Source organism: Rhodococcus opacus B4 (assembly GCF_000010805.1).
Classification (GTDB): Bacteria; Actinomycetota; Actinomycetes; order Mycobacteriales; family Mycobacteriaceae; genus Rhodococcus_F; species Rhodococcus_F opacus_C.
Genome location: NC_012522.1, coordinates 6,257,366 through 6,281,942, shown reverse-complemented (window position 1 = coordinate 6,281,942; position 24,577 = coordinate 6,257,366). Strand labels below are relative to the sequence as shown.

27 protein-coding genes are annotated in these 24,577 nt (G+C 68.3%); 8 read left to right on the top strand and 19 right to left on the bottom strand.

Translation table 11 applies throughout. From position 1 onward, the window contains the following. Positions 1 to 3: 3 nt before the first annotated feature. From ROP_RS28535 to ROP_RS28525, 3 genes are all read left to right on the top strand, one after another. Positions 4 to 1,164: an enolase C-terminal domain-like protein gene (locus ROP_RS28535; protein ID WP_015889493.1), complete on the top strand. Its 1,161-nt coding sequence runs from the start codon at positions 4 to 6 to the stop codon at positions 1,162 to 1,164. Positions 1,165 to 1,236: 72 nt separating this feature from the next. Further along, the gene (locus ROP_RS28530; protein WP_050785144.1) at positions 1,237 to 2,034 is read left to right on the top strand and encodes an IclR family transcriptional regulator; all 798 of its coding nucleotides are present in this window, start codon (positions 1,237 to 1,239) and stop codon (positions 2,032 to 2,034) included. Between the two features lie 97 nt (positions 2,035 to 2,131). Beyond that, a complete protein-coding gene (locus tag ROP_RS28525) occupies positions 2,132 to 2,623 on the top strand; it encodes a hypothetical protein (protein ID WP_015889491.1) in 492 nt (163 codons plus the stop codon). Positions 2,624 to 2,642: 19 nt separating this feature from the next. Here the strand turns inward: ROP_RS28525 and ROP_RS28520 are convergent, their stop codons facing one another. The 13 genes from ROP_RS28520 to ROP_RS28460 all read right to left on the bottom strand — a co-directional run bounded on the left by ROP_RS28520 (position 2,643) and on the right by ROP_RS28460 (position 14,207). Continuing rightward, a complete protein-coding gene (locus ROP_RS28520; RefSeq protein WP_043826859.1) occupies positions 2,643 to 3,320 on the bottom strand; it encodes a pyridoxine/pyridoxamine 5'-phosphate oxidase in 678 nt (225 codons plus the stop codon). Between the two features lie 38 nt (positions 3,321 to 3,358). After that, on the bottom strand, positions 3,359 to 3,772 hold the full coding sequence (locus ROP_RS28515) for a VOC family protein (RefSeq protein ID WP_043826858.1): 414 nt from the start codon (positions 3,770 to 3,772) through the stop codon (positions 3,359 to 3,361). A gap of 46 nt (positions 3,773 to 3,818) precedes the next feature. Then, the gene (locus tag ROP_RS28510; RefSeq protein WP_015889488.1) at positions 3,819 to 4,295 is read right to left on the bottom strand and encodes a nuclear transport factor 2 family protein; all 477 of its coding nucleotides are present in this window, start codon (positions 4,293 to 4,295) and stop codon (positions 3,819 to 3,821) included. 466 nt (positions 4,296 to 4,761) lie between these two features. Continuing rightward, on the bottom strand, positions 4,762 to 6,546 hold the full coding sequence (locus tag ROP_RS28505; protein ID WP_015889487.1) for an ABC-F family ATP-binding cassette domain-containing protein: 1,785 nt from the start codon (positions 6,544 to 6,546) through the stop codon (positions 4,762 to 4,764). Continuing rightward, positions 6,546 to 7,481, bottom strand: a complete 936-nt coding sequence (locus ROP_RS28500) for a 4-(cytidine 5'-diphospho)-2-C-methyl-D-erythritol kinase (RefSeq protein ID WP_015889486.1) — start codon at positions 7,479 to 7,481, stop codon at positions 6,546 to 6,548. The genes ROP_RS28505 and ROP_RS28500 overlap by 1 nt, the downstream gene beginning before the upstream one ends. A gap of 138 nt (positions 7,482 to 7,619) precedes the next feature. Then, positions 7,620 to 8,762 (bottom strand): RNA-guided endonuclease TnpB family protein, encoded by a 1,143-nt coding sequence (locus tag ROP_RS28495; RefSeq protein WP_015889485.1) that lies wholly within the window; start codon positions 8,760 to 8,762, stop codon positions 7,620 to 7,622. Positions 8,763 to 8,875: 113 nt separating this feature from the next. After that, positions 8,876 to 9,529: an urease accessory protein UreD gene (locus ROP_RS28490; RefSeq protein ID WP_015889484.1), complete on the bottom strand. Its 654-nt coding sequence runs from the start codon at positions 9,527 to 9,529 to the stop codon at positions 8,876 to 8,878. 2 nt (positions 9,530 to 9,531) lie between these two features. After that, a complete protein-coding gene (ureG, locus tag ROP_RS28485; protein WP_015889483.1) occupies positions 9,532 to 10,218 on the bottom strand; it encodes an urease accessory protein UreG in 687 nt (228 codons plus the stop codon). Between the two features lie 33 nt (positions 10,219 to 10,251). Next, positions 10,252 to 10,884: an urease accessory protein UreF gene (locus ROP_RS28480; RefSeq protein WP_015889482.1), complete on the bottom strand. Its 633-nt coding sequence runs from the start codon at positions 10,882 to 10,884 to the stop codon at positions 10,252 to 10,254. Beyond that, positions 10,884 to 12,605, bottom strand: coding sequence for an urease subunit alpha (locus tag ROP_RS28475; protein ID WP_015889481.1), 1,722 nt, complete (start codon positions 12,603 to 12,605; stop codon positions 10,884 to 10,886). Before ROP_RS28475 ends, ROP_RS28480 begins: the two co-directional genes overlap by 1 nt. Further along, the gene (locus tag ROP_RS28470) at positions 12,602 to 12,916 is read right to left on the bottom strand and encodes an urease subunit beta (RefSeq protein ID WP_015889480.1); all 315 of its coding nucleotides are present in this window, start codon (positions 12,914 to 12,916) and stop codon (positions 12,602 to 12,604) included. The genes ROP_RS28475 and ROP_RS28470 overlap by 4 nt, the downstream gene beginning before the upstream one ends. 8 nt (positions 12,917 to 12,924) lie before the next feature. After that, positions 12,925 to 13,227 carry an urease subunit gamma gene (locus ROP_RS28465; protein WP_015889479.1) on the bottom strand — a complete coding sequence of 101 codons (303 nt, stop codon included), beginning with the start codon at positions 13,225 to 13,227 and terminating at the stop codon, positions 12,925 to 12,927. 137 nt (positions 13,228 to 13,364) lie between these two features. Next, entirely contained in the window at positions 13,365 to 14,207 is an 843-nt protein-coding gene (locus tag ROP_RS28460) for a YdcF family protein (protein ID WP_015889478.1), read from the bottom strand. Positions 14,208 to 14,432: 225 nt separating this feature from the next. Between ROP_RS28460 and ROP_RS28455 the strand changes: the two genes are divergently transcribed. Both ROP_RS28455 and ROP_RS28450 read left to right on the top strand, forming a co-directional pair. Continuing rightward, positions 14,433 to 15,401 carry a helix-turn-helix transcriptional regulator gene (locus tag ROP_RS28455; RefSeq protein ID WP_015889477.1) on the top strand — a complete coding sequence of 323 codons (969 nt, stop codon included), beginning with the start codon at positions 14,433 to 14,435 and terminating at the stop codon, positions 15,399 to 15,401. A 107-nt stretch (positions 15,402 to 15,508) separates the two neighbouring features. Beyond that, positions 15,509 to 15,943: a hypothetical protein gene (locus ROP_RS28450; RefSeq protein WP_015889476.1), complete on the top strand. Its 435-nt coding sequence runs from the start codon at positions 15,509 to 15,511 to the stop codon at positions 15,941 to 15,943. Positions 15,944 to 16,043: 100 nt separating this feature from the next. Here ROP_RS28450 and ROP_RS28445 read toward each other — a convergent pair whose 3' ends face one another. From ROP_RS28445 to ROP_RS28430, 4 genes are all read right to left on the bottom strand, one after another. Then, the gene (locus tag ROP_RS28445; protein WP_015889475.1) at positions 16,044 to 16,247 is read right to left on the bottom strand and encodes a cold-shock protein; all 204 of its coding nucleotides are present in this window, start codon (positions 16,245 to 16,247) and stop codon (positions 16,044 to 16,046) included. 247 nt (positions 16,248 to 16,494) lie between these two features. Next, positions 16,495 to 17,385 (bottom strand): 16S rRNA (adenine(1518)-N(6)/adenine(1519)-N(6))-dimethyltransferase RsmA, encoded by an 891-nt coding sequence (rsmA, locus tag ROP_RS28440; RefSeq protein WP_015889474.1) that lies wholly within the window; start codon positions 17,383 to 17,385, stop codon positions 16,495 to 16,497. A gap of 10 nt (positions 17,386 to 17,395) precedes the next feature. Beyond that, positions 17,396 to 18,523: a resuscitation-promoting factor gene (locus ROP_RS28435; RefSeq protein WP_015889473.1), complete on the bottom strand. Its 1,128-nt coding sequence runs from the start codon at positions 18,521 to 18,523 to the stop codon at positions 17,396 to 17,398. Between the two features lie 22 nt (positions 18,524 to 18,545). Next, positions 18,546 to 19,661, bottom strand: a complete 1,116-nt coding sequence (locus ROP_RS28430) for a resuscitation-promoting factor (RefSeq protein WP_015889472.1) — start codon at positions 19,659 to 19,661, stop codon at positions 18,546 to 18,548. Positions 19,662 to 19,902: 241 nt separating this feature from the next. Here ROP_RS28430 and ROP_RS28425 point away from each other — a divergent pair, with 241 nt between their 5' ends. Further along, complete coding sequence (locus ROP_RS28425) at positions 19,903 to 21,372, top strand: amino acid ABC transporter substrate-binding protein/permease (protein ID WP_015889471.1); 1,470 nt, start codon at positions 19,903 to 19,905, stop codon at positions 21,370 to 21,372. Then, positions 21,369 to 22,139 carry an amino acid ABC transporter ATP-binding protein gene (locus ROP_RS28420; RefSeq protein WP_015889470.1) on the top strand — a complete coding sequence of 257 codons (771 nt, stop codon included), beginning with the start codon at positions 21,369 to 21,371 and terminating at the stop codon, positions 22,137 to 22,139. The genes ROP_RS28425 and ROP_RS28420 overlap by 4 nt, the downstream gene beginning before the upstream one ends. A gap of 50 nt (positions 22,140 to 22,189) precedes the next feature. Here ROP_RS28420 and ROP_RS28415 read toward each other — a convergent pair whose 3' ends face one another. Together ROP_RS28415 and ROP_RS28410 are read right to left on the bottom strand one after the other, a co-directional pair. Next, positions 22,190 to 22,630 (bottom strand): DoxX family protein, encoded by a 441-nt coding sequence (locus ROP_RS28415; RefSeq protein WP_015889469.1) that lies wholly within the window; start codon positions 22,628 to 22,630, stop codon positions 22,190 to 22,192. 138 nt (positions 22,631 to 22,768) lie between these two features. After that, the gene (locus ROP_RS28410) at positions 22,769 to 23,611 is read right to left on the bottom strand and encodes a TatD family hydrolase (protein WP_015889468.1); all 843 of its coding nucleotides are present in this window, start codon (positions 23,609 to 23,611) and stop codon (positions 22,769 to 22,771) included. Positions 23,612 to 23,647: 36 nt separating this feature from the next. On the opposite strand from ROP_RS28410, the gene ROP_RS28405 reads away from it, so the two are divergent. Then, complete coding sequence (locus tag ROP_RS28405) at positions 23,648 to 24,541, top strand: SDR family oxidoreductase (protein WP_015889467.1); 894 nt, start codon at positions 23,648 to 23,650, stop codon at positions 24,539 to 24,541. Positions 24,542 to 24,577 lie beyond the last annotated feature (36 nt).

Genomic DNA, 24,577 nt, shown 5'->3' with positions numbered 1-24,577 from the left:
ATCATGTCCAGCGTGATCACAGAAGTCGCCGTGCAGGTTTTCAAGACGGAGGCACGCACCTCGGTCGACTCGTACGGTCATCGCCATCCCGGTCCGTCCGTGCCCACGACCGGGGCGCTCCTGCGGATCACCGACTCCGACGGCGTCAGCGGGTACGTCCTGGGCAAGCCGAACTACCTTCGGCAGGACCAGGTGGAGCAGCATTTCCGGCCCGTCCTGATCGGCTCCGACCCGCTGGCGCGGGAAGCGGCGGACAAGAAGTGGGCGATCCGGCAGCGCACCCGGGCGGTCGAGCTTCCCGAACACACGTGCAGCTACCTGGACCAGGCGCTCTGGGACCTCGCGGGCAACAAGTTCGACACCCCCGTATGGAAACTGCTCGGCGGCGCGCGCACCGAGGTCAAGGCGTATGCCAGCACCATGTGCGGTGACGACATCGACGGCGGCCTCGCCACCCCGGAGGATTACGCGAACTTCGCCGTCGAGCTGAAAAAGCGTGGCTACCAGGGCATCAAACTGCACACCTGGATGCCTCCGCTTCCGGGCTCGCCCAGCCTGAGCCGGGACATCGACGCGTGCGCCGCGGTTCGCGACGCCGTCGGCGAAGACTTTTCGCTGATGCTCGACGGGTACCACTGGTACTCACGCACCGATGCCCTGAGACTCGGGCGTGAACTGGACCGGCTGAAGTTCGACTGGTTCGAGGAGCCGATGGACGAGTTCTCGCTGCGCTCGTACAAGTGGCTCGCCGACCAGATCGACACCCCGGTGATCGGACCCGAAACGACGCCGGGCAGGCACCGGTCCCGTGCCGACTGGATCGCGAACGACGCGTGCGACATCCTGCGCGTCGGCGCCATGAACGGCGGTGGCATCACGCCTGCTCTGAAGACGATGCACATGGCCGAGGGCTTCGGCCTCGAGTGCGAGATCCACGGCAACGGCGCCCCCAACCTCGCGCTCGTCGGCGCCGCCAACAACGTCCAGTGGTACGAGCGCGGCCTTCTGCACCCGCACGTCGACTACGACTGGGTGCCGCCGCACCTGAAGTCCATCGTCGACCCCGTCGACGAGAACGGCATGGTGGCGATGCCGCAGCGACCGGGCCTCGGCGAGGACATCGATCTCGACTACATCGCGGCCAACCTCGTCGCGGAGTACTGAGTGCGCCCCCTCGCCGGCGCCGGACCCGGGTCAGTAGGTGATATCGCGTTCAGAATGAGAGATAGTGTCTTCATGGTGACAGAAGACGCGCGTGGGGCGGCCCCGGAATCCCAACCGGTCAAATCCGCCGAACGCACCATCCACATCCTCGAGACGCTCGCCGCGTCGCCGACCCGCATGAGCCTCGGCGAGCTGCAGGAGGCGTGCAAATATCCGCGCTCGAGTCTGCACGCGCTGCTGCGCACGCTCAAGGATCTGCGGTGGATCGAAGCGGACGAGTCGGGTTCCCGTTACGGCATCGGCACCCATGCGCTGCTCACCGGCACGTCGTATCTCGACAAGGATTCGGTCGTGTCGCGGGCCGCGGCGGTGCTCGAGGCGCTCCGGTCGGAAGTCAGCCACACCGTCCACTTCGCGCGACGCGACGAGGACAGCGTCATCTATCTCGCCAGCCGCGGATCGAAGGTCGAGGTTCGGCGGATGCATCGCGTCGGCCGAAAGCTGCCGTGCCACGTCACCGCACTCGGGCAGGCCCTGCTCGCCGAGCTCACCACCGGCGAGGTCCGGGAAATGCTTCCCGCGAAACTCGAGCGCTTCACCGACAACACCATCGTCGACCTCGACGACCTCGTCACCGAACTCGGCGAGGTCCGCAACCGCGGGTGGGCGCTCGAACGGGAACAGGGCACGGTCGGCGTGGTGTGCATCGCCACCGTGGTGCCCTACCGAATCCCCGCCACCGACGCCCTCAGCGTGTCCATGCCCGCCGAGGTCGCGTCGTACCCGGGTGAGCTGGAGCGGATCGCCGGCGTGCTGACGAGGCACGCCTCCGCGTGGGCCCGGGAATTGAGGGCGGAAGGCGTTCGCTGACGCGACGGTTCCGCGCTGCTGGTAACTTTCACTGCGAATCGAGCACACTGACGGGCTTTGCGCGGTACCCGTTTGGCCACGAGCAGGAAGCGACACGATGGAAAACGGCATTTCCACGAACGGATCGGGCAGCAACGGGTCGGCGGCGGAGTCCCCGTTCGCCGAACCGGGCATGGGCGGACTGACCGGCAGCAGCAACGGCAACGGCAAGTCCTCGACCAGCTCCGCCGAGACGTTCACCTTTCCCCTGCCGACGCGCAGCTCGGGTTCGCACAGCACCGAGGAACCGTCCGAGGCCTCCGACACGACGGCGTCGCTGGAATCTCGTGGACGCACCGTCATGCGACGCAACGCGATGGGAGTGGCAGCCGTGCGAGTCGCGGGCCGTCTTGCACACACCGAACTGCTCGAGGAGCACCTCGCGTCGGCGAGCAGTCACTCCGCCGATCCCACCGTGGACGCCGACGAACTGCTGGCGCTGCTCGGCGAGTACCTCGTCGCGGCCGGATTCGAACGCCCCGAGATCCACGCGAAGCTGAACGGCCAGTCGATCGTCGTCGACCTGCGTTCGCCCTCGACCGCGCGCTGACTCCTGCCGCGGGGCGCAGTCAGGGCCACAGCACCTCACGGACCCACCGGTCCGACTCGCGGCGGTAGAGCCGGCGCACGTGTCTGCGCCCGGCGTCCGCCTGCCAGAACTCGACACGGTCCGGGACGATGCACCATGCCCGCCAGGTCTCCGACACGTAGCCGGGGTCGGCCTCGATGCGGGTCACCGCCGCCGCGACTGCGCGTTCGTACTCGGCGGGATCGCCGAGCACCTCGCTCTGCCTGCTGGCGGCCGCCACGGCCCGTGCGGTGACCGACCGTTCGCGGAAGTCCCGCGCCGACAGTGCCGGATCCCCCTCGACCACGGTTCCGCGCACCCGCACCTGCCTGCCCTGCTCGCGCCAGTAGAACGACAGTGCCGCAACGGGATTCACGGCCAGGTCACGACCCTTCGGCGAACGGGTGTCGCCCGAGAACCAGAAGCCCTGCTCCGTGACGTCCTTGAGGAGCAGGAAACGCGCGTCCGGATTGCCGTCCGCGTCGACGGTCGACAGCGCAGCGGCGTGCGGTTCCGGAACCCCGGCTTGCGCGGCTTCCTCGATCCAGTCGAGGAACAGCGCCGACGGGGTGTCCGGCACTGTGTCGACGGGCGCAGGTGTCCGGCCGCCGAGTGCCGGCAGGGCGCGGATCCACGCGCGGGTGTCCGGAAACGACGAACGTTCGGGTGCAGGCGGCATGTTCGGCATGTGCCGACAGTAGCCGCGGCCCCAATCGTTCAGTCGGGGACGGCCGGATCGGCGGGCCCCACCAGCATCCAGCGGTGACCGAACGGATCGATGAGGGTGGCGTTGCGGTGTCCGTGGCCCTCCGAGATCCACCGCTCCACGGTGCCGCCGGCGTCGCGGGCACCCACCAGCACGGCGTCCGGGTCGTCGACGGACAACATCAGGCTCACGGACGTCGAACCGGACTCCGGCGCCGTCAGACCCATCTCGGGAAATTCCTCGGCGAGATAGATCATGCCGGTCGGCAACCGCAGTTCCGCATGACCGACCCGGCCGTCGTCCATGACGATCGGCTCACCCACCACCCGGGCTCCGAACACCTTGGAATACCATTCGATCGCCTCGACACCGCGCCGCACCGTCAGGTACGGCAGCGCGCCGGGAACGGGAACTTCCGGCGACATCGTCACCTCCCAGTGTCCGTGGTGCGTCGAGTCCCAGTGTGCCCCCTCAGGCGGACGCCGGAGGTTGCAACATCGCCCACTTGTTGGAAGTGAGCCGGAAACTCGGGAAATCGGACAGCGCCGCAACCGATTCCCAGGTGCGTTCGTATCCGGTGTGTGTGATCCGCCAGTTGCCGTCGGCGCACCGGAGGTAACGATCGTGATAGTAGGCGGACCCGCGCAGCAGCATCCCGTCCTCGGGAATCAGCGTGGTGTCCGCGAGGAACCACACGCCGACCGCGGTGTCCCCGGTGACGGTGATTTCGGGTTGGCCGCACTGATGCTCGGTGATGACGTGGGTCCCGAGGGTGTTCTCGAGGAAGGACACGAACGAATCACGGGAGTCGAACGTGAGGTATTCGCTGTACGTCGCGGTGACGTCGGGGACCATCGTGTCGGCGAACTCCACCCACGACTTCGTGTCGAGTGCACGTGAGTAACGGTGCTTGAGCTGCTCGATCTGTTTGATCGCTTCGAGATCCATGACCCCCGCCTCCTGTGCAGCGACATGCAAACCCTGGACTGCAGATTAGTCCGAGAATCTGCAGGTTCGCGTTGGATTCCCCCGTTTTGCCCGGATCATGCATATTCAGGCCGTGATCCGGGACACGAAAAGGTTACGAAATGACTGCATGACCTGCGCTCCGGCACGCATTCCATCATACCTTAGGCTAGCCTCACCTGACAGCAGCGCGAACATGTCAGTACTTCGGCGGATTAATCTGACGAATTCTGTTGCCGCACAGCACTTCACGGGACGACTTCCGCAGATTACTGTAACCCGGAGACCACAAATACCTCGGCCCGCGCTACCCTGACGCCGACTGGTTGACTCTGCAGTCGGGCACCGATCCGGGGTCGCTGGGCCGGGAGTCGGCGCCGGGCCGCCCGCCCGCCTTCGACCGTGGGGCGATCCGGAGCCGGCGGAACTCACGTCGGCGGCGCCGGAGCTAGTCCAGCTCGGCGGCCAGCTCCATCCACTGCTCCTCGGTGGCTTCCTTCTCCGCGACGACCTCTTTGAGCTCGGCGTCGAGCTTCTGCAGCTTGTCGGGGTCGGTGGCCGCCTCGGCCAGCTTCTCGTGCAGCTTCCGTTCCCGATCGTCCAGCTTCGCCACGGCACGTTCGAGACGCGACAGTTCCTTGCGCGCGGCACGGTCGGCGGCCCCGTCCCGCACCTGCTTGGGCGCGGAAGCACCGGTCGCCGTCGACGCCACCGACGGCGCGCCGACGTCGACCATCTTCGCCCGTCGGCGCAGGTAGTCCTCGATGCCGCCGGGCAGGTTGGTCAGCTTGCCGTCGCCGAACAACGCCCACGTCGAGTCACAGATGCGTTCGATGAGGTACCGGTCGTGACTGATGACCACCATCGTGCCCGCCCAGCCGTCGAGGATGTCCTCGAGTTGCTGCAGGGTGTCGATGTCGAGGTCGTTGGTCGGCTCGTCGAGCAGCAGGACGTTCGGCTCCGACATCAGCACCCGCGTCAGTTGCAGGCGGCGACGCTCACCACCGGACAGGTCACCGACCGGTGTCCGCTGCCGGGCGGGGGTGAAGCCCAGACGTTCGGCGAGCTGCCCGGCCGAAATTTCCTTGTCGCCCAACGTGATCCGCTCGGCGACCTCCTTGACGGCCTCGAGCACCCGCATGTTCGTCGGCAGGTCGTCGAGTTCCTGGCGCAGCCAGCCGATGTGCACGGTCTGACCCTGGACCCGCTTGCCCGACGCCGGGGCGATCTCCCCGGCGAGCGTGCGCAGGAGCGTCGTCTTGCCGGAGCCGTTGACACCGACGAGGCCGACGCGCTCGCCCGGGGCCAACCGCCACGTGAGGTCGTCGACGAGCACCCGCCCGTCGGGCGTCTCCAGGCGCGCATCCTCGAGTTCGATGACGACCTTGCCGAGCCGGCGCTGCGCGAACGACGCCAGCGCCACGTTGTCGCGGGGCGGCGGCACATCCGCGATCAACGCCTCGGCGGCCTCGATCCGGTACTTCGGCTTGGACGTGCGGGCGGGCGCGCCGCGACGCAACCAGGCCAGTTCCTTGCGGGCGAGGTTGCGGCGGCGTTCCTCGGCCGCGTCGGCCTGCCGGGAGCGCTCCGCCCGGGCGAACACCCAGTCGTTGTACCCACCCTCGTAGCTTTCGACCCTGCCGCCCACCACTTCCCACGTGCGGTTGGCGACGGTGTCGAGGAACCACCGGTCGTGGGTCACGACGACCAGCGCGCTGCGACGGGTGACGAGATGCTCCGCCAGCCACTGCACACCCTCGACGTCGAGGTGGTTGGTCGGCTCGTCGAGCACCAGCAGATCGAGGTCCTGGACGAGCGCGGCCGCCAGTGCGACGCGTCGCCGCTCACCACCCGACAGTCCGTCGACGGTCGCCTCGAGACCGAGGTTGTCGATGCCGATGCCGGCCAGGATCGACCGGATGCGGGCGTCGCCCGCCCACTCGTGGTCGGCCACCCCGAGCGGTCCGAGCACCACGTCGCCGACGCTCGAGCCGGGTGGCAGGACGCCGCGCTGGGTCACGACCGCCATCCGCAGTCCGCCGACCCGGCTGACCCGGCCGGAATCGGGCGACTCCACCCCGGCGAGCACCTCGAGCATGGTGGTCTTGCCGCCGCCGTTGAGGCCGACGACGCCGATGCGTTCGCCTTCCTGCACTCCGAGAGATACCGAATCGAGCAGCGGCTTGATGCCGAAGGACTTCGATACCTGCTCGAGATTGATCAGATTCGCCATCAGTGCGATCCCTCCGCCGCGTCGTTGATTATTCGGGCGCCGGGTACGGGTCCGCTGGCAACCCGCACCGTGCGACACACCCCCGCACCAGCGAGTTCTGCACTGACTCGGACCGCGGCATCCGCGTCAGCACATAGAAAGGCACAGGTCGGGCCGGATCCGGAGACGATTCCGGCCAGCGCGCCCGCCGCGACCCCGGCGCGTAGCGTCCGCCGCAGACCCGGGTTCAGCGACAGCGCGGCCGACTGCAGGTCGTTGCCCAGCAACGGGGCCAGCGTCGCGGCGTCGCCCGTTGTCAGGGCGTGCATCAGGTCCTCGGGGCCGCCGAGTCGCGGCGGATTCCCGTCGGCACGCAGCCGGTCCAGCTCCCGGAACACCGTCGGTGTGCTCAAGCCGCCCTTCGCGAGCGCGAGCACCCAGTGGAACGTGCTGCGGGAGAGCACCGGCAGAAGTCGCTCGCCGCGTCCCGTCCCGACCGCGGTGCCGCCGTGGAGGGAGAACGGCACGTCGCTGCCGAGTTTCGCGGCGAACCCGTCGAGTTCCTCCCGCGACAGGTCGAGCTGCCACAGGGCGTTCAGACCGACCAGCGTCGCTGCGGCGTCGGCGCTGCCGCCGGCCATCCCGCCGGCCACCGGGATGCCCTTGTCGATCGCGATCTCGACGTCCGGTCGCCGCCCCGATTCGGCGGCGAGCATCTCCGCCGCCTGCCACACGAGGTTTCTGCTGTCGGTGGGCACGACGCGGGCGTCCTCACCGCGGACCTTCACCGACAGCGTCTCCGCCGGGACCACCGACACCGTGTCGCCGAGCGAGAGCGCCTGGAACACCGTCTTCAGCTCGTGATAGCCGTCGTCGCGCAGGTCCCCGACGGCCAGATGCAGATTGACCTTGGACGGCGCCCTGACGACGACGGGGCGAGGAACGACGGAAAGCACAAGGGTAGAGCTTAGGCGCTCCCGGTACGGGTGCGGAAATGCGCACCTTGACGTCCTCTCAGCCGTGAACGACCGAGATTCCCCCCCGGGACTCGCGTCTCGAGGTTCCTGTTTCACCGACAGTTGCCTCCCCACACCTTAGGTGCGGGGCGGTCTCACACCATCTCCGCAGGCTGCCACCGCCAGTCCGACGGCCAAAATATTCCTCGCCGCATTCACATCGCGGTCATGGACGACGCCGCACCTGCACGTCCACTCCCGCACATCCAACGGCATCGCCGAGACGACCTCCCCGCACACCGAGCAGGTCTTCGACGACGGATGAAACCGGTCGATCGCCACCACCCGCCGCCCGTACCAGTCGGCCTTGTACTCGAGCATCGGCCGGAACTCGGACCACCCCGCATCCGAGATCGCCCGCGACAACGACCGATTCTTCACCATGTTCCGCACACTCAGATCCTCGATGGCGATCACTTGATTTTCGCGCACCAGCCGAGTGGAAAGTGTGTGCAGATAATCGCGGCGCCGATCCGCGATGCGGCCATGAATCCTCGCGACCGTCAGCCGGGCCTTGGCCCGGTTACGGGATTCCTTCTGCTTCCTGGCGAGCACCCGCTGCGCCTTCGCCAACCGCGCACGGTCCCTGCGCTCGTGACGCGGGTTGGGAATCTTCTCCCCCGTCGACAGGGTGTAGAGGCTCGTGATCCCGGCGTCGAGCCCGACCACCCGATCAGTCCGATCGAGTTCGGGAATCGTGTCCTCGACGAGGATCGAGATGTGATACTGGCCGCGAGCGTTACGGGACACCGTCACCCGCGACGGTGTCGCCCCCTCCGGGAGCGGCCTCGACCCTCGAATGTCCAGCGGTTCGGACTGCTTCGCCAACCGGATCTGCCCGCCGCGGAAGGTGAAGCAGTTCGAGAAGTAGGTCGCCGACTCCTTCGACCGCCCTTTCCTCTTGAATTGCGGGAAGCGGGCCTGTTTGCGCCAGAACTTGTCGAACGCGCCCTGCAACTGTCGCAGCGACTCCTGCAACGGTCCCTTCGACGGCTCCGACAACCACGCGGTCTCCGCCTCCCGCTTCCATCCGGTGAGCATCGTCGAGGTATCCGCGTAGCTCACCCGCCGCCCCTCCTGCGACCAGGCCTGCGACCGCTCGGCCAGCGCCCGATTGTAGACATATCGAGTGCAGCCGAAAGTTCGAGCTAGCTGATCCGCCTGCACCGCAGTCGGATAGAAACGGTACTTGAACGCCCGCTTCACCACCTTCCCCGCCATGACCGAAGACACTAACCCCACGGTCCGACACAACCAGATCGGCGATCCCGGACCACAAGGACCGGGTGTGCGCCGAAAGGCTCACGGATCACGCACTTTGCCGCTCACCTGCGTCACAAGTGCGGGCCGAGCCGGGTGGTGAGACTGCCGCCGCGCGCCAGGGGCAGACGGCTCCGCGCCGACCGGATGTCGCCCGTGACGTCCGCGGGCCGATCGTCCGGGTACCGCAGTTCACTCGTGACGGCCGCCGGGCCGTCCAGGACGTCGTGCGAGACGGTGCCGACGCCGAGTTCCAGCTGGTGCCGGAGCAGCGGAAGGGCGCCGAGATCGGCGTTCGTGACCCCGACCCAGCGTCCCGTCGTCTCCCCGGCCCGCCCGATCTGCACCCGCTCACGCAACAACAGGGTGGAAGACTCCGCGAGTGAGACGGTCGTCTCCACGCGATGCTCCGCGCCGCCCGCGATCACCGTGGGTTCGAGCGCGCAGTCGAGCACGGCGTCGTCCTCGACCTCCACCGACCACTGCGCCGTGGACAGCACACGACCCCGGCCGGGCAGGGCAAGGGACGCCGCGACGCTGCGCAGCGTCAGCCGGGCACCCGGCAGCACCCGGACGGTGACGTCCCAGTGGTCGCCGCCGAGCGGGGTCGCGGCGGTGCCGATCACGTGGACCGTGTCGCGGCCGGTGATCCGCGCCGCCAATCCCCCGACCGCGGAGATCCGCGGACTGCGGTCGGGGGACGCGAGGATCGTCAGTTCGGTGCGCACTACTAGTGCACGTCGGCGAGGATGCGCACCTGCTCACGCACCCATGCCAGCGCCGGTCCGGACGACGGGTCCTCCGTCAACGAGATCAGCGCGGTGGGCCTCCCCTCGCGGACCTGCTCGGCGTCGCGGCGCATCACCGCGAGGTCGGCGCCGACCATCGGGGCGAGGTCGGTCTTGTTGATCACGAGCAGATCCGAGAACGTCACACCGGGGCCACCCTTGCGGGGAACCTTGTCACCGCCGGCGACGTCGACGACGAAGATCTGCACGTCGATCAGTCCGGAGGAGAACGTCGCGGTGAGATTGTCGCCGCCCGACTCGACCAGGATCAGGTCGAGCGGCGGGTTGGCCGCGATCAGGTCGTCGATGGCGTCCAGGTTGGCGGTGATGTCGTCGCGGATCGCCGTGTGCGGGCAGCCGCCGGTCTGCACGGCCGCGATGCGTTCGTCCGGCAGCACGGCGTGGCGGCGCAGGAAGTCCGCGTCCTCGGTGGTGTAGATGTCGTTGGTGAGCACGGCCAGCGACAACTCTTCGCGCAGTTGCCTGCAGAGCGCGGCGACGAGCGCCGTCTTGCCCGACCCGACCGGACCCCCGATCCCGATGCGGACCGGTTCCCCCGCCACCCGGACCCGCCGAGGACGGTCGTGGTGGTGGTCGTGCGGTTCACCGTCGATGAAATGTGGTGGCATGGTTGATTTCTCCTTACTGGGTACGGCGGGGTGTCACGACACGAACAGGGGGCGATCCCGCAGAACGTGCCGTTCGGCGACGACGTCGAGGAACGGGTCGGACACGCTCGACAGCCCGGTCACGCACTGGTCGGCGATGTCGTCGCACAGGTCGGCCAGCGCGAACGTGCACGCGGCGACCTGCGCGGGGTCGAGAGCGAGCAGACGCTGCGCGGCGATCGCGGACCCGGTCATGGTGGTGTACACGAAGACCAGCGCGGCCTCGCGGGGCCCGACCGCCGTGACGGATCCGACCACCCCGGAAATCACAGGCAGGTGCGGACGCATCCCGACCGGCGACCAGTCGTGCCCGGTCCAGGTGGTGCGGGCCAGCCGCAGCAGACCTCTCCCCTGCGCCCGCGACGACGACCGCGCCGCCGGGGACGGGGTTCGCGCATCCATCTCGGCGTCGGCGCGTTCGGCGGTGAGACGGCCGGCGCACACCGCCGCGGTGACCGATCCCCCGACGAGCCCGGCGGTCCGGATCCGTCGCCGCAGGAACGCCTCCATCGTGGCGACGTCGCGGACGACACCGCCGGCGACGGCCTCCTCGATGCCGCCCGAATGCACGTGACCGCCCGTGGGCAGCCTCGAGTCGGCGAGGGACATCAGGTGAGCGAGGCGCATCAGAACAGGAAGTATCGCTGGGCCATCGGCAGTTCCGCCGCCGGCTGCTCTTCCCACACGTCGCCGTCGATGCGGACCGTGAACGTGTCCGGGTCCACCTCGATCCGCGGCTGCGCGTCGTTGCGGGGCATGTCGGCCTTGCCCCGCGACCGCACGTTCGCGACCGGCACCAGCCGACGGCTCAGGTCCAGCCGATCCGCCAGTCCGTCCTCGAGCGCGTGCGGTGCGACGAAGTGCACGGACGTGGCGGCCGCCGCCTTGGGCGCCGCCCCGAACATCGGGCGCGGAAGCACCGGTTGCGGAGTCGGTATGGACGCGTTGGCATCTCCCATGGCGGCCCACGCGATCATCCCGCCCTTGATCACCGCGTGCGGCCGGACACCGAAGAACGCCGGATCCCACAGCACCAGGTCGGCGAGCTTGCCGACCTCGACCGATCCGATCTCGTCCTCCAGCCCGTGCGCGACGGCGGGGCAGATCGTGTACTTCGCCACGTAGCGTTGGACGCGCTGGTTGTCGGCGCCGTTGTCGCCTGCCAGGAAACCCCGTCGGCGCTTCATCACGTGCGCCGTCTGCCACGTGCGCAACACGACCTCGCCGATGCGTCCCATCGCCTGCGAGTCGCTGCCGATCATGGAGATGGCGCCGAGGTCGTGGAGCAGATCCTCCGCCGCGATGGTGGACGGCCGGATGCGGCTTTCCGCGAACGCCAGGTCCTCCGGGATCTTCGGGCTCAGGTGATGGCACACCATGAGCATGTCGAGGTGCTCGTCGAGCGTGTTGACCGTGTGCGGCCGGGTCGGGTTGGTCGAACTCGGCAGGACGTTCGCGTGCGCGGCCACCGTGATGATGTCCGGCGCGTGGCCGCCGCCCGCCCCCTCCGTGTGATAGGCGTGGATCGCCCGGCCGGCGATGGCCGCGAGAGTGTCCTCGACGAAGCCGGCCTCGTTCAACGTGTCCGAGTGGAGGGCCACCTGCACTCCCGCAGCGTCCGCGACGGTGAGGCACGCGTCGATGGCCGCCGGAGTCGAACCCCAGTCCTCGTGCAGCTTGAACCCGGAGACGCCGCCGCGCAACTGCTCCCACATCGACTCGGAGCTGACCGTGTTGCCCTTGCCGAGCAGGGCGATGTTCATCGGCCAGCCGTCGAGCGCCTCCAGCATCCGGGCGGTGTGCCAGGAACCGGGGGTGACGGTGGTGGCCTTGCTGCCCTCGGCGGGGCCGGTGCCGCCGCCGATCATCGTCGTGATGCCGCCGCCCAGCGCCTCGTCCATGATCTGCGGGCAGATGAAGTGCACGTGGCAGTCGATACCGCCTGCGGTGAGGATCTTGCCGTTGCCGGCGATGATCTCGGTGGACGGCCCCACCACGAGATCGGGGTGGACGCCCGACATCGTGTCGGGGTTGCCCGCCTTGCCGAGCGCGACGATGCGTCCACCCCGAATACCGACGTCCGCCTTGATGATTCCCCAGTGATCGACCACCACGACCCCGGTGATCACCGTGTCGGGCGCACCCTCGGCGCGGGTCGCCCGGCCCTGGCCCATGGACTCGCGCAACACTTTTCCGCCACCGAACACCGCCTCGTCACCGGCCAGTCCGGGCCCGCCGCCGCGGTCCTCGGTGATCTCGATCAGGAGGTCGGTGTCGGCGAGCCGGATCCGGTCGCCCGTGGTCGGGCCGAACAACTCGGCGTACCGGGCGCGGCTGAGATCGGTCATGACGCGTCCAGCTTCCCCGGAGGAGTGAGGCTCAACCCGTGCACTTCCCGGGTTCCGCGCAGCGGCACGAGGACAACCGTCTGCGCGATACCGGGTTCGAAACGCACCGCGGTACCCGCCGGAATGTCCAGCCGCAGCCCGTGGGCGGCGGACCGGTCGAACTGCAGGGCGTGGTTGGCCTGCGGGAAATGAACGTGGCTCCCGACCTGAACCGGCCGGTCACCGGTGTTGACCACGTCGAGTTCCGTGCGGGGAGCACCCTCGTTGAGCTCGATCACACCCTCGGCGCAGAAGACTTCACCGGGAATCACGGCCACCCCTACGCGATCGGATCGTGCACGGTGACGAGCTTCGTGCCGTCCGGAAACGTGGCCTCCACCTGCACGTCGTGCAGCATCTCGGGCACGCCCTCCATCACGTCGGCGCGGGTGAGCACCTCCCGGCCGGAGACCATCAGCTCCGCCACCGACCGGCCGTCGCGGGCCCCCTCGAGGAGGTGATCCGTGATGAGGGCCACGGCCTCAGGGTGGTTCAACACGAGGCCGCGTTGCCGGCGCCTGCGCGCGAGTTCCGCGGCGTAGCTCAGGAGCAGACGCTCCTGCTCGTGGGGCGACAAGCGCATGTGTCCTCCTGCGGTCGGTGCGTCGCAATACTGCCACGAACTGCGCACTTCCACCGCCCGGACCGGCCGGCGTTCCCACCGCCGAAACACTCGTGACACGTACCCGTCACAGCAAGCCGTGGCGGGTACGAGTCACGTCAATAGCTGGCGGGGATGCCGAACACCCTGATCGCGTCGCGATACATGCCGAGTTGCTGGTCCTTGGTCAGGGGCATGAATTCGGCGATCAGCTGGCCCGCGCTGGTGACCGCGCTCATCGCCCCGACCACCGGCAGTCCGGCGACGTTGAAATCGACCGTTGCCCTGCGGATGTGGTTGGCCGACGTCACGAGGATCGCGCCGCCGGCACCGAGCGAGCGGGCGAGCGGAACCGAGTTGAGCGCGTTGCCCACCGTCGATCCGGCGCGATGCTCGGGGTGGATGCGGTCTGCCGGAACACCGTGCGACCGCAACCACCCCTCCATCGCGGCGGCCTCGGTGATGCCGTTCTGCGGGTTGCCACCGGTGACGATGATCGGCGACATCGGCGAGACCCACGACTGGACCATCGCGGCCTGCAGCCGGTTGACCAATTCCGGCCGCATCGTGCCGTCGGGGAGCAGACCGAATCCGAGGACGATGATCGCGGTGGACGGCCCCTGGATCGCCGGGAGCGGGTTCGGCGGTGTGAACGAGGCGATTCTGATCGCGTTCAGCATTCCGTCGACGCCGGCGCGCATACCGCCGTCCGCCGCGCCGAGCCGGGCGAGCGCGGCCTCACGGGTGATCAGATCGCCCGCGGCGTCGGCGTAGATGGCCTGCAACGCCAGCGCATTCGTGTCGCCGGGCTCTCCGGCGACCGCGCCGCCGATGTCCGCGAGGGCACCACGGGTGTCCCCCGCGGCGAATCTGCCCTGCGCGCTGTTGAAGAGGTCGGCCGCCGAGGCGGACGCCGTCGCGGTGGTCGAGACCGCCAGCGCCAGGCAGAAGGCGCTGGTCATGACTGCGGCGAGCAGCGCCCTGACCGCCGAAGTGATGGGTCGAGCACGGAAGTGCGTCACACTGAGACCTTTCCGTCGGATTTCACGATTACTCATGCGATGGTCCGTGGAGCGTCGGCGCCAGTGTAGTGACACTCGTGGGGCTGGTGGGAAAATCGTTACTTACCGTTATCTCGCGTAGATAGAGGACAGAAGATGTCCTCTATCAATGGCATCCTGGGGCGCATGCGGGAAACTTCGGCACGACTCCTCCGGCTGCTCTCCCTGCTCCAGACCCGAAAGGACTGGTCCGGGGCAGAACTCGCCGACCGGCTCGGCATCACCCCGCGCACGGTCCGGCGCGATGTGGAGAAACTCCGCGACCTCGGCTATCCGGTCGACGCGACGGTGGGGGTCGGCGGTGGGTACCAACTCGGCGCCGGCGCGGAGATGCCGCCACTGCTGCTCGACGACGAAGAAGTACTGGCCGTCGCGCTCGGCCTCCAATCCGGCGCCACCGGCTCCGTGGTCGGCATCGGCGAGGCGTCGATGCGGGCACTCACCAAACTCCGGCAGGTGATGCCGTCCCGGCTGCGGCACCGCCTCGAGGCGCTACAGGTCGATGTTGTCCACCGCGAACCCGCGAAGAGCGCCGTCGACGCGCAGGTCCTGTCGGCCGTGGCGTCGGTGTGCCACAACCACGAACGCCTCCGCTTCGACTACCGCACCCACGACGGCGCCGAAAGCCGACGCGAAGTGGAACCGTACCGGCTCGTGCGGTCCGGACTGCGCTGGTACCTCGTCGCCTGGGACCTCACGCGCGAGGACTGGCGGTCGTTCCGGGTGGACCGCCTGACACCCAAGATCCCGACCGGACCGCGGTTCACGCCCCGCGAACTGCCGCCCGGCGGCGCCGCCGAGTTCGTCGCACGCGGGATCAACCGGGCCGTGACCCGGATCCGCGCCCGAGTGCTGCTGCACGCGTCGATCGACGAGATGGCGGTCCTGGTGCACGAAGACTGGGGAACACTCGAAGAAATGCCCGACGGCCGGTGTGCGGTGGCGCTCGGCGGCGACTCCGTGCCGTCGATAGCCAACTGGCTCAGCGCATTCGGCGTCGACTTCACCGTCCTCGACCCCCCTGAGCTGCGCGAAGAGTGCCGACGGGTGGGTGAGCGTCACCGCCTCTTCGCCGACCGCTACGGTAACGCCTGACCGAGACGCCGTTCAGCCGTCACCGCGGACCGAAACTCCCGTGGAACCGAACGGTCCAGCGCGGCGTCCAACCAGGTGACGACAACGAAAGGCCGGGGTAGTCGGGGATGCAGCACACGATTGTCGAGGAGGGGCGCGCGCGGGCGCCTGCGGGGGCGGGAACAGTCGGGAAAGTGCTCGTCGGGGGCCATCTGGCGCTCGGGGGCGCGACGGTGGTGATCATGGCGTTCTCGTTGGCGTTCGTGTGCACTCTCGACAACGGAACCCAGCCGTGGACGTGGCCGAGCAGGTATTCGACGGCCTGGTTCGTCGCCGCGGCCATCGCGGCCACCACGCTGTGGGCTCTCTTCGTGACGGGCATGGTCGTCTTCTCGTCGCGACCCCGGCGGGCACTCGGCACGGCCACCCTGTTCGTCGCCGCGGCCCTCGGAGCCGCCGCTGTGGTCGGGTTGTTCGGGTCGTCGGAAAATTCCGCGCTCGCACTCTGGCTGGTCTGCGCGATGAATCTCGGGTACCAGGCCGCGCACCTCAGATCGGCGTAGCGGCCGACAGCGTCTGAAGACGAGACAAGGCCCCACTCCCTGAGGAGTGGGGCCTTGCTCGAACGTCATGTCCCGGCGAACCGGGAAGTCATGGCCGTTCTCAGATCACGGAAACGCCGGTGGCCTGCGGGCCCTTGTTGCCCTGGCCGATCTCGAACGAAACGCGCTGGTTCTCCTCGAGCGTGCGGAAGCCGCCGCTCTGGATCTCCGAGTAGTGGACGAACACGTCAGCGCTGCCGTCCTCGGGGGCGATGAAGCCGAACCCCTTCTCGGAGTTGAACCACTTCACGATGCCCTCTGCCATGTAAATCTCCTCTAACACAGTAACTTCTTCAGGTAACCGGCTCGGTTACCAGGGTCATTGACACGACCGCTTACGACAATTCCTGTGGAGGACGTCCAAACGCTCGCAACCATCGATTTGCGAGCGTGGGAAACACAAACACAAAACTTACGACCTCCAATAGTGAACCACACATTCGGTCGGTTGTCTCCCCCAGGTGCGCTTCGCGCCCGTGAGTACTTGTTAACCGCCCGCGGTTAACAAGCACTCACGGGTGGGTGGCGGCGAGACGCACGAAGGCGGCGGCGTCGAGGGTCTCGCCGCGGGAGGACGGTGGGATGCCCGCCTCGAGCAGCCGTCGCTCGGCCTCGGCGGGCGATCCCGCCCATCCACCGAGAGCGGCGCGTAAAGTCTTGCGGCGCTGAGCGAAAGCCGCATCGATGACGGCGAACACGCGGCGGCGGTTCTCGTCGTCGACCGGCCACGGCGGTTCGGCGTACCGGTCGATGCGGACGAGACCCGACTCGACCTTCGGCACGGGCCAGAACACGGCGCGACCGACAGCCCCCGCGCGGCGGACGGCGCCGAAGAAGTTGGCCTTCACGCTCGGCACACCGTAGATCTTGCTGCCCGGCGAGGCCGCCAGGCGGTCGGCGACCTCGGCCTGCACCATCACCAGAGCGGTTCGCAGACTGGGCAATTCGGAGAACAGGTGCAGCAGCACGGGCACCGCCACGTTGTACGGCAGATTCGCGACGAGCGCAGTCGGTTCGCCCGGAATCTCGGAAGGCTTGACCCTCATCGCGTCCGCGCCGACGACGGTCAGCCGGTCCGCGAGGTCCGGGGCACGATCCGCGACCGTGACCGGGAGGCGGGCGGCGAGGTTGGGGTCGATCTCGACGGCGATCACCCTGTCGACGACGTCGAGCAGCGCCAGCGTCAGCGAACCGAGCCCGGGGCCGACCTCGAGGACCGTATCCTCACGTCCCACCCCGGCGGTCGCGACGATGCGCCGGACCGTGTTGGCGTCGTGCACGAAGTTCTGCCCCAGCTGCTTGGTGGGGCGCACTCCGAACTCCTCGGCGAGCGCGCGCACCTCTGCGGGGCCGAGCAGTGCGGCTTGACCTCGGGCGGCGGGGGGTACTTCGGCGTCGGACACCAGCCGAACTTTAACGCACGCCGAGCCTGCCCGAGCACGTCGGCCACGCTCCCCAGCCCTGCGTCTTCTGTGTTTTGGAGGCGACGGCGATCTGCTCCTCGCGGGTGGCGAGGTCGGCGCGCGGCGCGTATTTGAGGCCGCCCTGGCGTTCCCAGGTGTTCTGGTCGAACTGGACGCCGCCGAAGAATCCGTTGCCCGTGTTGATGGCCCAGTTGCCGGTGGCCTCGCACTGCGCGAGCGCGTCCCAGACCGATCCGTTCTCGACCGGCGGAACCTCGGTGCCCGGCTTCGCGCCGACCCGGATCACCTTCGGCTGAGCCGGCGTCGTGACCGTCGCCGACACCTGGTTGCGTCCGACTTCCTTGCCGTTGACGGTATTGACCGCGAACGTCACGTCCTGGACGCCCGGCACTCCGGGATTCTCGACCACAGTGCGGCTCATGTTCATCGTCGGGTCCTCGATGCGCTGCTCCTCGGGAGGCAGCGGCAGCGTCTCGACCTTCGCCTCGGTGCGGTCGCGGGTGACCGTGACGTCCATGCCCTCGGCCAGCGGGGTGTCCGCCGCCGGGACGACGGTGTCGGCCTGCTCGAGCGGCGCGCCGTGCGCGGCCAGGAACTCCCCGACCGTCGGCGCCGCCATGCGCACGTCGGTGACCGGAAGCGCACCGTCGGCGAGCTTGACGACGAGCGGGTTGAGCACGTCGAGCGCCGCACCGTCGAGCGGAAGCCGCTGCGAACGGGACGCGGACACGTGCACGTCCTCGCCGAGATCGAACTGCTTCAGCGCGTCCTCGACGGTGAGGGCGGTGGTCCACACCGTCTTCGGCTGCCCGTCCACGGACAGCGACACCTCGCGCGCGCGGCGCAGGACCACGGTGTCCCCGTCGGACAGCGTCGCGTCGCGTTCCGGAGCCACCACGTCGCGGTCGCTGATCGAGTACCCGGCGTCGGCCAGGGCGGCGTCGACGCTCGTGGTCATGGTGCTCAGCGAGGTCGTCTCGCCGTCCACGTCGAGGGTGACGTTCTTGTGCCGGACCACGGCCATCACTCCGCCGGCGATCAGCGTGGCGAGAAGCAGGGCCACCACTGTGTACAGCAGCGGCGAGCGGGCCGAGTTGATCTTCGCGAACGGCGACATCGTGTTCCTTTACTTCAGATCGTCAGCGGAGTCCGAGCTTGCTGGTACAGGCGGGCCAGGCACCCCAGCCCTGCGCCGCCTGGACCTTTTCGGCGACGGAGATCTGCTGTTCGCGGGAGGCGAGGTCGGCGCGGGATGCGTACTGGGTGCCGCCGAACGCCTCCCAGGTGCTCTGGGTGAACTGCAGTCCGCCGAAGAATCCGTTTCCGGTGTTGATGGCCCAGTTGCCGGTGGCCTCGCAGTGCGCAATCGAATCCCAGGTGGAGGCGTTGGAGATGGCGAGCTCCTTCACACCGACCTTGACGAGCGCAGGCGCGGGCTCGCGGAGCACCGTCGAGCTGAGCTCCTGGCGGCCGGCCTCGACGCCGTTGACCGTCTTCACGGATGCGGTGACGGTGCGCTCGCCGGGAACACCGGGGTTCTCGACGACGGTCTTGCCCTTGTCGAGCGCGGGATCGTCGACGCGGTTCTCGGGCGGCGCGATGGGCAGCGTCTCGGTGCGGGTCTCGGTGCGGTCGCGGGTCACGTGGATCTCGGCGCCTTCGACGACGGGGGCGTCGGCCGGGGGCACGACGGTGTCGGCCTGTTCGAGCGGGGCGCCGTTGGCGGCGAGGAGTTCGCCGACGGTGGGAGCGGCCAGGCGGACGTCGGTGAGCGGGGCGCCGCCGTCGGCGACCTTGACGAGCTTGGCGTTGACGACCTCGAGCGAGGTGCCCTCGAGCGGCAGGCGCTCGGAGCGGGATGCGGAGACGTGGACGTCGTCGGCGAGTTCGAACTGCTTCAGCGCGTCGTCGACGGTGAGCGCGGTGGTCCAGACGGTCTTGGGCTGGCCGTCGACGGTGAGGTCGATCTCGCGGGCGCGCCGCAACACCACCGTGTCGCCGTCGGAAATCGAGGCATCGGCGGCGGGAGCCACGGCGTCGCGCTCGCTGACGGTGTATCCGGCGTCGTCGAGCGCGCCGCTCACATCGGATGCCATCGTGCCGAGCGAGACGGTCTCGCCGTCGACGTCGAGCGTGACGGTCTTGTGCCGTGCCACCGCCAGCGCACCGCCCACGACGAGCGTCGCGAGCAGGGCCGCGACGACTACGTAGAGAAGGGGCGATTTGGCGTTGTTGATTCTGGCTACAGGCGACACGTGAGTTCCCAAGGCTGGCGGACGTTTGATCACGGTACGGTAACGAATCGGCGATGGTCTGGCAACTTTGCCGCTACGACCTGCGTCCCAGATCACGAAAAGGTTGAGATCGGGGACGGTTTTCGATTTGCCGACAATCAGACGCTTCTGGTCCGGACCACCCACGAAACGCAGTATCTTGCGACATGCACCAAGAAGCCCGGAAGCGACCGGGCGTTACTGACAAGAAAGCTGGGGTTCCGTGCGCAGCAGATCCGATCGACTTCTGAGACTCGTCAGACGTCCGAGAGTGCCCGCGGTGATCGCCGCGCTGACGCTGCTCGTCACACTCGTCGCGCCCGGTATCGCCGGCGCGCAGCAGCCCGCTCCGGGCAACGACTACACCATCGCCACCGACATCACGTTCGCCCCGTTCGAGTTCCAGGACGAGAGCGGCAAACTCGTCGGCATCGACATGGACCTCCTCGCCGCCATCGCCGAGGACCAGGGGTTCACCTACCGGGTCAACGCCGTCGGATTCGACGCCGCGCTACAGGCAGTCACCGGCGGCCAGGCCAACGGCATGATCGCCGGCATGTCGATCACCGACGCTCGCAAGGCGACGTTCGACTTCTCCGACCCCTACTTCGAGTCGGGCGTGCAGATGGGCGTGCTCGAGTCGAACGACTCGATCACCTCCTACGAGGACCTGCGCGGCAAATCCGTCGCCGTCAAGAACGGCACCGAGGGCGCCACGTACGCGGAATCCATCAAGGACCAGTACGGGTTCACCACCAAGTACTTCGCCGACTCGTCGAGCATGTTCGACGAGGTCCGCACAGGTAACTCGGCGGCCGTGTTCGAGGACTACCCCGTCCTCGCCTACGGCATCAAGCAGGGCAACGGGTTCAAGACCGTCACCGACAAGGTTCCCGGCGCCAGCTACGGATTCGCCGTCGCGAAGGGCCAGAACGCCCAACTCCTCCAGGAGTTCAACGCCGGTCTCGCCAACCTGAAGGCGAGCGGCCAGTACGACGAGATCCTCGACACCTACCTCAACGCCGACGCCTCCGACGACGACAACTCGATCCTGGGCCTGATCAAGAGCACCTACCCGCTGCTGCTCGAGGGCCTGTGGCTCACGATCGTCCTCACCGTGGTCTCGATCGCCATCGCACTCGTGCTCGGCGCCATCTTCGGCCTGTTCCGGGTGTCGACCAACATCGTCCTGCGCGGAATCGGCACCACGTACGTGGACGTGTTCCGCGGCACCCCGCTACTGGTGCAGGCGTTCTTCATCTACTTCGGCATCCCGGCGGCGCTGGACTTCCAGATGTCGGCGTTCACGGCAGGCATCATCACGCTGAGCCTCAACGCCGGCGCCTACATGGCCGAGATCGTGCGCGGCGGCATCCTGTCCGTCGACAAGGGGCAGATGGAGGCGTCGCGGAGCCTCGGCATCAGCTACCTGAAGTCGATGCAGAAGGTCGTGATGCCGCAGGCGGTGCGGACGATGATCCCGTCGTACATCAACCAATTCGTGATCACGTTGAAGGACACGTCGATCCTGTCCGTGATCGGGCTCGCCGAACTCACTCAGACCGGGCGGATCATCATCGCCCGCAACTTCCAGTCCTTCAACATGTGGCTGATCATCGGCGTGATGTATTTCATCATCATCATGGCGTTGACGAAGCTGTCGAACCGGCTCGAGAAGAGGATCAACCAGTGACCGAGACACCGGTGACAGAGAACACGGCCGAGACCGCCGACCCGAAGATCCGGGTGAAGGGTCTGAAGAAGTCGTTCGGCGACAACGAGGTCCTCAAGGGCATCGACGTCGACATCGCCAGCGGCGAAGTGGTCTGCGTGATCGGACCGTCGGGTTCGGGCAAGAGCACGTTCCTGCGCTGCCTCAACCGGCTCGAGGACATCACCGGCGGCAACGTCGTGGTCGACGGTTTCGACGTGAGCGACAAGAAGATCGACATCGACCGCGTGCGCCAGCACATCGGGATGGTCTTCCAGCACTTCAACCTGTTCCCGCACATGACGGCGATCGAGAACGTGATGCTCGCGCCGGTGCAGACCAAGCGGGCCTCCAAGGAGGAGGCCCGGGCGACTGCGGTCCGGCTGCTCGAGCAGGTCGGGCTGGCCGAGAAGGCGGACGCGAAGCCGGCGAACCTGTCCGGTGGGCAGAAGCAGCGCGTCGCGATCGCCCGGGCCCTGGCGATGAACCCGGACATCATGCTGTTCGACGAGGCCACCAGCGCGCTGGACCCCGAGATGGTGGGCGAGGTGCTGCAGGTGCTGCGCGACCTCGCGAAGGGCGGCATGACGATGGTCGTGGTCACCCACGAGATGGGCTTCGCCCGCGAGGTGTCCGATCGGGTGATCTTCATGGCCGACGGCTATGTGGTGGAGGAGGGAACTCCGGAGCAGATCTTCGGCGACCCGCAGCAGTCCCGCACGCAGGACTTCCTGAACAAGGTCCTCTGACACGTGAGCGGCGAAGCGTGCCGGGGCACACTTCGCCGCTCACCTGGGGGTCAGACGGTGGCCGGTTCCTTCGCGGCCCACGGCAGCTTGTCGCCGAGCAGTCCGTCGACACCGAAGCGGCCCGATCCGACGACGGCGAGCAGCAGCGACGCGGCGCCCAGGGCGAGCACCAGTTCGTAGCCGCCCTCGCTCGCGAAGATTCCCTTGTCGACGTGCACGAGGAAGAAGGCGCCGAGCATGTCGAGGAAGAGCAGGATTCCGACAATCGGGACCGCGGCGCCGACGATCAGCGCGATGCCGCCGATCAGCTCGATCCACGTCGCCAGGAACGCCGAGACGCCGGGAAGCGGCACTCCCATGGCCTCGAATCCGGCGGTCTGCGCGTCGAGTCCGTTGGTGAAGGCCTTCTGCCATCCGTGCGCGAGGAAGATGACGCCGATGCCCACGCGGGCCACGAGAATTCCCAGGTTTCGAACTGCGGGGTTGTTCATGGATGTGCCTTTCATCGAGGTGTCCCCGCGCGACCGGGACGACCATTAGTTGAACAGGCAACGATCCTAAATCGCCTAAGTTGAATCTTCAACTTAGGGCTCTCGGCCCTGTGCGCGCTTGACGAGTCCAGGGACTCGCTAACCACTCACGGGCCGGAGGCCATACACACGCTCGGCGGTCGCGGTGGACGCCTTCGCCAGGTCGTCCGGGTTCTCGCCGCGGATCTCGGCGAGCGCCCGGACCGTGTACGGCAGGCAGTACGGCTCGTTGGGAGCGCCCCGGAACGGGTGCGGGGTGAGGAACGGCGCATCCGTCTCGACGATCAGCTGGTCCGACGGCACCAGCGGCGCGGCCTCCCGGAGGGCCTTCGCGTTCTTGAAGCTGACGGTGCCGGAGAAGCTGAGGACGTAGCCGGCATCGATACACTCGCGCGCCATGTCGGCGTCCGAGGAGAAGCAGTGGAAGATCACCGTCTCCGGCGCCCCCTCCTCCCGCAGCACCTGCAGCAGCGCCTGGTCGGCCTCCCGGTTGTGGATCATCAGCGTCTTGCCGAGCCGCTTCGCGAGGTCGATGTGCCAGCGGAAGCCCTCGGTCTGCTCGGGGACGGTGGCGCAGCCGTCGAGCTTGCCGGGCCAGTAGAAGTCGAGTCCCGTCTCCCCCACCGCAACCACCCGCGGATCCCTGGCGAGCCGCTCGATCTCCACCCTGGTCGCGTCGTCGAGCACGTTCGCCCGGGTCGGGTGAATGGCGACGGCCGCGTAGACGCGGGGATCCCAGTGCGCCGCGTCGACGGCGAACTGGGCGGCCGCCAGGTCGTCGGCGACCGTGACCACCCGCTCGACCCCGACCGCGGCAGCCCGGTCGACGATCGCCGTGACACTCGCGGCGTCCGAGGCTCCACACGCGTCGAGGTGGGTGTGCGAGTCGACGAGCGGGAACAGCGGCGCGGGGGCTTCCGGGGCGGGACGGTCTTTGCTCATGCGGACATTGTCGACGCCCGCCGCCGCGCATGTCACATGCGGTACCTTCGCCCCGACGGGGAGGGAGCCGTGTCCATGACTTCGAGCTCGATGAACGGCCGCGTGATCGCGGTGACCGGCGGTGCGAGGGGAATCGGGAGGGAAATCGCCCGACAGCTGGCACTGGCCGGTGCACGGGTCGCGATCGGTGACGTCGACGGCGCCGCGGCCCGCCGGACCGCGGACGAACTCGGCCGGGCGGGCGGGACGGTGGAGGGCCTCGAACTGGACGTCACCGACACCGGGTCGTTCGCCTCGTTCCTCGCCGCCGTCGAGGATCACTGGGGACCGATCGACGTGCTCGTCAACAACGCGGGCGTCATGTGGGTCGGAAGGTTCGACGAGGAACCCGAATCCGCGACGGACCGGCAGCTCGCCGTGAACCTGCACGGGGTCATCCGGGGAGTGCGTCTGGCGGCCCCGGCGATGCGTGAGCGCGGCCGCGGTCAGATCGTCACGGTGGCGTCGGCGGCGTCGAAGGTCGCGCCGCCCGGCGAGTCGACGTACGCCGCCACGAAGCACGGCGTCCTCGGCTATCTGACCGGTGTCCGCGAGGAACTGCGCGGGTCGGGGGTACACATCTCGGTGATCATGCCCGGGGTCGTCGACACCGAACTCGCGGCCGGGACGGCGACGGGCGCGGCGCGGCTGCTGTCGCCGGCCGACGTCGCGAAGGCGGTGGTCGCGGTGATCCGGCGTCCCCGGTTCGAACTGACCATCCCCCGGTACGTCGGCCCGCTGGTCCGGCTGGTCACCGTCTTTCCGCAGTTCGCCCGCGACTTCGCGGTCCGGCGGATGGTTCCCGACCAGGTGCGGTCCACGGACAAGTCGGCCCGCGCAGCGTACGAGTCGCGCGCCGTCGCCGACGAGGACGGCGCCGGCCGGGACTAGATCCCGAATCTGCGCGTCACGAAACGGCGGCGCGCA